Source organism: Achromobacter sp. ACRQX (assembly GCF_022346505.1).
In the GTDB taxonomy this organism is placed as follows: Bacteria; Pseudomonadota; Gammaproteobacteria; order Burkholderiales; family Burkholderiaceae_B; genus Achromobacter; species Achromobacter animicus.
On sequence record NZ_JAKRML010000017.1, the window covers coordinates 122,181 to 128,499 of the forward strand.

Below are 6,319 nucleotides of genomic sequence, written 5' to 3' on the forward strand. Positions count from 1 at the left end.
CTGCCTGCGCGCCTCTTCAGACTCACGCAACATGAAACTCCTGGTAATTGGCTCGGGCGGCCGCGAACATGCCCTCGCCTGGCGGCTGGCCCGCTCCCCGCGCGTGCACAAGGTGTATGTCGCTCCGGGCAACGGCGGCACGCAACGGGCCGAGCAGATGGAGAACATCCCGCTCACCAATGCCGAGGAACTGGCCGATTTCGTCCAGCGCGAGGGCATCGCCCTGACGGTCGTCGGCCCCGAGGCGCCCCTGGCCGCCGGTGTCGTCGACGTCTTCCGCGCCCGTGGCCTGAAGATCTTCGGACCCACCAAGGCCGCCGCGCAGCTTGAAAGCTCCAAGGATTACGCCAAGGCCTTCATGGTCCGGCACAACATCCCGACCGCGCGCTACGAAACCTTCACCGACCCGGCCAAGGCTCATGCCTACATTGACCAGGAAGGCGCGCCCATCGTCATCAAGGCCGACGGTCTGGCCGCGGGCAAGGGCGTGGTCGTTGCCGCCACCCTCGAAGAAGCGCACGCCGCCGTCGACGCCATGCTGGGCGACGGCTCCATGGGCGAAGCCGGCGCGCGCGTCGTCATCGAAGAATGCCTGATCGGCGAAGAAGCCAGCTTCATCGTCATGTGCGACGGCCGCAACGTGCTCGCCCTGGCCACCAGCCAGGACCACAAGCGCCTGCAGGACGGCGACCGCGGTCCCAATACGGGCGGCATGGGCGCCTACTCGCCCGCGCCCATCGTCACGCCCGAACTGCATCACCGCATCATGCGCGAAATCATCCTGCCCACCGTGCAGGGCATGACGCGCGACGGCATTCCGTATACGGGTTTCCTGTACGCCGGCCTGATGATCGCCCCGGGCGATGACCCCGACCGCGAAATCAAGACGCTGGAATTCAACTGCCGCATGGGCGACCCCGAAACCCAGCCCATCATGATGCGCGTCAAGAGCGACCTGCTGGATGCCCTCGAGCACGCCGTCGAAGGCACGCTCGACCAGGCTGACATCGTCTGGGACCGCCGCACCGCCCTGGGCGCCGTGCTGGCCGCTCACAACTACCCCAACACGCCGCGCACCGGCGACGTCATCCGCGGCCTGCCCGCCGACGCCGAAGACTGCATGGTCTTTCACGCCGCCACCCAGCTCGATGGCGAAGAAGTCAAGACCACTGGCGGCCGCGTACTGTGCGTCACCGCCCTGGGCGATTCCGTCAAAATGGCGCGCGACCGTGTCTACGAAGCCATTGACCGCATCCACTTCGATGGCCGCCAGTACCGCTCCGACATCGGCTGGCGCGCGCTCAAGCCGTCGCAGCAAAAGCCCAAGTCCAACGCGTAACCGGAACCGCCCATGACCGCTCTGCCCGTCTCCGCTGTCCGGGACTACCTCACCGGCTTGCAGGCCCGCATCGTGGGCGCGCTGGAAGCGGCCGAAGGCGGCCCCTTCCGCGCCGACGAATGGGTGCGGCCCGAGGGCGGCGGCGGTCTGTCGCGCCTGCTCGAAGGCGGCCAGCTCTTCGAACGCGCCGGCGTGCTGTTCAGCCACGTCAAGGGTTCCAAGCTGCCGCCGTCGGCAAGCGCGCACCGCCCGGAACTTGCCGGCCGCTCATGGGAGGCCATGGGCGTGTCCATGGTGCTGCACCCGCGCAATCCGTACGTGCCCACCACGCACATGAACGTGCGCATGTTCGTCGCGGCCGCGCGGCCCGGCCATGACGAGGCCGACGTCTTCTGGTTCGGCGGCGGCATCGACCTCACCCCGTACTATCCCTTCGAAGAAGACGCCCGCCACTTCCACACGGTGTGCCGGGACGCGCTGGCGCCCCACGGGCCCGATTACTATCCGCGCTACAAGCGCTGGTGCGACGAATACTTCTTCCTCAAGCATCGCGACGAAACCCGCGGCATCGGCGGCGTCTTCTTCGACGACCTGAACGCCCCCGGCTTCGACGCGTCCTTTGCCCTGACCCGTTCAGTCGGCGACGCATTCCTGGACAGTTACCTGCCCATCGTCGACAAGCGCCGCGGCATCGCCTACACCGAACGCGAGCGCGATTTCCAGGCCTACCGCCGCGGCCGCTACGTCGAATTCAACCTGGTCTTCGACCGCGGCACGCTCTTCGGCCTGCAATCCGGGGGCCGCACCGAATCAATCCTGCTGTCCATGCCGCCGCTCGCGCAATGGCGCTACGACTGGCAGCCTGAAGCCGGCACCCCCGAGGCCGAACTGGCCGCCTATCTCAAACCGCGGGACTGGGTTTGAAACGCATCGGCCTCTTCGGCGGCAGCTTCGATCCCGTTCACGTCGCCCACATCGCGCTGGCGCAGAATGCCCTGCAGTCGCTGAGGTTAGACCAGGTGCAGCTCATCCCCGCCGCCAACCCCTGGCAGCGCGCTGCGCTGAACGCCACCGCCGAACATCGCCTTGCGATGCTGGAACTGGCCATCGCCGGCCATCCGGGACTGGCGGTCAACCCCATTGAAATCGAGCGGGGCGGCGCCACCTACACCATCGACACGCTGCGCGCCCTGCCGCAGGACGCGCGCTATGCATGGCTGCTGGGGGCCGACCAGCTCGCCAATTTCTGCACCTGGCGCAACTGGCGCGACATTTCCAGCCTGGTCGACCTGGCCGTGGCCACCCGCCCCGGCACGCCCCTAAGCGCACCGCCGGAACTTGCGCAATGGCTAGAGGACCAGGGCCGCACGCTGCAAGAACTGCCTTTTCCGCCCATGCCGGTGTCGGCTTCCGAAATCCGCCAGCGCCTGGCGCAGGGCGAATCCACCGACGGACTGCTCGACGCGTCCGTCGCCGCCTATATTGCGGCGCACAAACTCTACCGATAAACCCTTCCCGCCCGGCGCGGCCGGTCAGCCGCCGCTGCCCTCGAGCGGGTTATATTTGCACCTATGGATATACAGAAACTCCAACGCGCCGTCATCGACGCCCTCGAAGACGTCAAGGCGCAAGACATCAAGGTCTTCAGCACCACGCATCTGACCAGCTTGTTCGATCGCGTCGTGATTGCAAGCGCCACCTCCAACCGGCAGACCCGCGCGCTGGCTTCCAGCGTCGCCGATCGCGGCCGCGCCATGTCGCTCACCGGCATCACCATTGAAGGCGAGGACACCGGTGAATGGGTCGTCGTCGACCTTGGCGATGTCGTCGTGCACATCATGCAGCCGGCCATTCGCCAGTATTACAACCTCGAAGAAATCTGGGGCGGCAAGCCGGTGCGCGTGAAGCTCCTGCCCGAATCGACCCGGGTCGCGCCTGTCCCCAGCGACAGCGGCAGCGGTTACGACGACACCGAAGACTGATCACGCCGTGAAGCTGATTGTCGTCGCGGTGGGCACGCGGATGCCGGACTGGGTGCAGACCGCCTGGGACGACTACGCCAAGCGCCTGCCGGCCGACTGCGCGCTTGAACTGCGCGAAATCAAGCCCGAGCCCCGCACCACAGGCAAGACCCCGGCCCAGATGATGGCGGCCGAGGCCAAGCGCATTGAGGCCGCCCTGCCCGCCAATGCGCTGCGCCTGGCCCTGGACGAACGCGGCCGCGACCTCACCACGATGGCGCTGTCGCAAAAACTCGAACAGTGGCGCGCGGGCGGGCAGGATGTCGCGTTTCTTGTCGGCGGCCCCGACGGCCTGGATCCCGCCCTCAAGGCATCCGCCAGCGGCCAGTTGCGCCTGTCGTCCCTCACGTTGCCCCACCCCATGGTGCGCGTGGTACTGGCCGAACAGCTCTACCGCGCCTGGGCCATCATGACCAACCATCCCTACCACCGCGCGTGACCGCCGCCCGGCGGCGCCTGCCCTGCTGCGCATGACCGACACCGCCAATCCCTCCCGTTCCTCCCCGCGCCTGTATCTCGCCTCCGCCAGCCCGCGCCGCCGCGAATTGCTGAATCAGATCGGCCTCGCGCACGAGGTCCTGCTCGTTCCGGCCCCGCCCGGCGAGGACGAACCGCAGCATCCGGGCGAAAGCGCCGCTGATTACGTGCAGCGCACCGCCCGGGACAAGGCCCTGCGCGGCCGCGACTGGATGCGCGCGCACGCCATGCCCGTCCTGCCCTTGCTTGCCGCCGACACCACCGTCATCCTGGCGGGCGAGGTCCTGGGCAAGCCCGCAGACCGCGACGACGCGATCCGTATCCTGCGAGCGCTGTCCGGCGCCTCGCACGAAGTCCATACCGCGGTTGCAGTGTGCAGTGGCGACCGCCTGCTGGAAGCCGTCTCCATCACCGAAGTCCACATGCGCGCCTTGCAAGAGGACGAAATCAGCCGCTATTGCGACAGCGGCGAACCCTTCGGCAAGGCGGGCGCGTATGGCATTCAAGGCCTGGCGGGCACATTCGTCTCGCGCATCGCCGGCAGCTACACCGGCGTGATGGGCCTGCCGCTCTTCGAAACCTCCAACCTGCTCCGCGAGGCCGGCATCCAGGTGCCCTGACACCAATCCAGCCCGAAAAAAATCCCCCGCGCCGCAAGGCTTTCGGGGGATTTTTTTTGACCGGCACGCGATTCGGCGCAGGCCATGTTTCATTCGCCGCCTGGCACGCGCGGCGAAAAAGTTCAGCTCTGGCGGGCAGGTTCGCCGATGGCGACTTGCGGCTGCGATTGCGTCTGCGCCGCCGCGGGCGTGCCTGCGCTGTCCAGCGTGGCATGCAGTTGCTCCTGATCGAGCTCGCCTTCCCAGCGCGCGACGACCACGGTGGCGGTCGCGTTGCCGACCAGGTTGGTCAGGGCGCGGCATTCCGACATGAAGCGATCCACACCCAGGATCAGCGCCATGCCGGCGACCGGCACCGAAGGCACCACCGACAGCGTGGCCGCCAGCGTGATGAAACCCGCGCCGGTCACGCCGGCCGCGCCCTTCGAGCTCAGCATCGCCACGAGCAGCAGCAGGATCTGATCACCCAGCGACAGCGGAATGTCGCAGGCCTGCGCAATGAACAGCGCGGCCATCGTCATGTAGATGTTGGTGCCGTCCAGGTTGAACGAGTAACCGGTAGGCACCACCAGGCCGACCACCGACTTCGAGCAGCCAGCGCGTTCCATCTTCTGCATCAACGTCGGCAGAGCGGCTTCCGACGAACTCGTGCCCAGCACCAGCAGCAGTTCTTCGCGGATGTAGCGGACCAGCTTGAAGATCGAGAAGCCGTTGTAGCGGGCAACCAGGCCCAGCACGACCACCACGAACAGCACCGACGTCGCGTAGAACGTGCCCACCAGCATCGCCAGGTTCACGACTGACTTGATGCCGTATTTGCCGATGGTGAACGCCATCGCGCCAAAGGCGCCGATGGGCGCGGCCTTCATCAGGATCGCCACCATCTTGAAGATGGGCTGCGCCAGCGCCGTCATGAAATTCAGGATCGGTTTGCCACGCTCGCCGACCATGGCGAGCGAAATGCCGAACAGTACCGCCACGAACAGCACCTGCAGGATGTCGCCACCGACGAACGGGCTGAAGATGGTCGTGGGAATCACGTTCATCAGGAAGCCGGTGATCGTCGAATCATGCGCCTTGGCGACATATCCGGATACGGCCTTCTGATCCAGCGTGGTCGGGTCGATGTGCATGCCGGCGCCGGGCTGTACGATATGGCTGACCACCATGCCGACGACCAACGCCAACGTCGAGAACACCAGGAAATACAGCATGGCCTTGCCGGCCACGCGCCCGACCTTCTTCAGGTCGCTCATGGCGGCAATGCCGGTTGCCACGGTCAGGAAGATGACCGGCGCAATGATCATCTTCACCAACTTGATGAAGGCGTCGCCCAGCGGTTGCATCTGCTGGCCGAGTTCCGGCTTGAATGCGCCAAGCAAGATGCCCACCACGATGGCGAAGATCACCTGCACGTACAGGATTTGATAGAACTTGAGCTTGCGCGCGGGCGCGCTTTGATCCACTTCGATCATTGGGATTGTCCCCACCAGGGCCCCTTGCTCCGCGCAGCGTGGCGCGTGCGACGTCGGGGCGTTATCTGTTTTATGGCCATGCGATCCTGCCGCCGGCCGATTTCACCGCGGGGGTGTGCCGCGCGGCTTGCCGGTATAAACGCAATACCCATGCCAAGTCGGGCGGCTCCGCAACAACTCAGATAAAGCATTGAAAAATATAGGATTTCGCAATCGCTGCTTGTCCACCGAGAAGCATTAATAGGCGAATCTCCGCACAGAAACCCGCTAAAATGTGCGGAAAACCGCACACCATGAACGGCTCCCCTTCCTCGGGCCGGGCCCGGGGCGCCGGGCCCCGCGGCGGGGCGGGGCGGGCCCCCCCCCCCCCCCCCCCCCCCCCCCCCC

Annotated in this window: 7 protein-coding genes; 6 read left to right on the forward strand and 1 reads right to left on the reverse strand. The window is 66.3% G+C overall.

Going from position 1 to position 6,319, the window contains the following annotated elements; genetic code table 11:
• Positions 1-31: 31 nt before the first annotated feature.
• From purD to MHZ91_RS16790, 6 genes are all read left to right on the forward strand, one after another.
• Entirely contained in the window at positions 32-1,339 is a 1,308-nt protein-coding gene (purD, locus tag MHZ91_RS16765) for a phosphoribosylamine--glycine ligase (RefSeq protein WP_175125079.1), read from the forward strand.
• Between the two features lie 12 nt (positions 1,340-1,351).
• Positions 1,352-2,263: an oxygen-dependent coproporphyrinogen oxidase gene (hemF, locus tag MHZ91_RS16770; protein ID WP_191577069.1), complete on the forward strand. Its 912-nt coding sequence runs from the start codon at positions 1,352-1,354 to the stop codon at positions 2,261-2,263.
• Positions 2,260-2,847 (forward strand): nicotinate (nicotinamide) nucleotide adenylyltransferase, encoded by a 588-nt coding sequence (gene nadD / locus MHZ91_RS16775; protein ID WP_239214665.1) that lies wholly within the window; start codon positions 2,260-2,262, stop codon positions 2,845-2,847. Before hemF ends, nadD begins: the two co-directional genes overlap by 4 nt.
• 63 nt (positions 2,848-2,910) lie before the next feature.
• Positions 2,911-3,321 carry a ribosome silencing factor gene (gene rsfS / locus MHZ91_RS16780; protein WP_191577071.1) on the forward strand — a complete coding sequence of 137 codons (411 nt, stop codon included), beginning with the start codon at positions 2,911-2,913 and terminating at the stop codon, positions 3,319-3,321.
• Positions 3,322-3,328: 7 nt separating this feature from the next.
• Positions 3,329-3,799 carry a 23S rRNA (pseudouridine(1915)-N(3))-methyltransferase RlmH gene (gene rlmH / locus MHZ91_RS16785; RefSeq protein WP_056315576.1) on the forward strand — a complete coding sequence of 157 codons (471 nt, stop codon included), beginning with the start codon at positions 3,329-3,331 and terminating at the stop codon, positions 3,797-3,799.
• Between the two features lie 31 nt (positions 3,800-3,830).
• Positions 3,831-4,457: a nucleoside triphosphate pyrophosphatase gene (locus tag MHZ91_RS16790; RefSeq protein WP_239214666.1), complete on the forward strand. Its 627-nt coding sequence runs from the start codon at positions 3,831-3,833 to the stop codon at positions 4,455-4,457.
• Positions 4,458-4,579: 122 nt separating this feature from the next.
• Here MHZ91_RS16790 and MHZ91_RS16795 read toward each other — a convergent pair whose 3' ends face one another.
• Positions 4,580-5,932, reverse strand: a complete 1,353-nt coding sequence (locus MHZ91_RS16795; RefSeq protein WP_175125085.1) for a dicarboxylate/amino acid:cation symporter — start codon at positions 5,930-5,932, stop codon at positions 4,580-4,582.
• Positions 5,933-6,319: the final 387 nt, after the last annotated feature.